We start from the raw sequence: 424 nt of genomic DNA, 5'->3' as shown, positions 1-424 counted from the left end.
CTCCTCCTGCAGTCGGCCTTCACCCGGAAAATAGGCCGCGCGACCTAGGAAAGTAAACCTATCACCGACCCACAAGTTGACGTTTACGTAAGCGTTGACGATCGCCCGAGATCGGGTTTACGGTGATCGTCGATAACTAAGCGGCCCGGCCGCGGTAGCCAGGCCCTCTTTTCGGGAGGTTTTAACCCATGGCCGACCTGCGACGCCCCGAGCGGACCTTCACGATCCGCCAGCTCTGCAACGAATTCAAGGCGACCCCGCGCGCGCTGCGCTTCTATGAAGACAAGGGTCTGCTGAACCCGGCCCGCGAGGGCCTGAACCGGGTCTATTCCCACAAGGACCGCGTGCGCCTGCAACTGATCCTGCGCGGCAAGCGCGTGGGCCTGTCGCTGACCGAGATCCGCGAACTGCTGGACCTCTATGA

At 62.0% G+C, this 424-nt stretch carries 1 protein-coding gene; it reads left to right on the top strand.

The genetic code is table 11. The annotated features are described in order from the left end of the window. Positions 1-188 precede the first annotated feature (188 nt). On the top strand, positions 189-424 hold a 236-nt coding region (locus JMN17_RS21505), incomplete at its 3' end, for a MerR family transcriptional regulator (RefSeq protein WP_202329216.1).

The sequence above is a fragment of the Bacillus sp. RHFS10 genome, assembly GCF_016757475.1.
Classification (GTDB): Bacteria; Bacillota; Bacilli; order Bacillales; family Bacillaceae; genus Bacillus; species Bacillus subtilis_G.
Note: the sequence above shows the minus strand (reverse complement) of the source record. Positions and strands in the feature narration are given on the sequence as shown.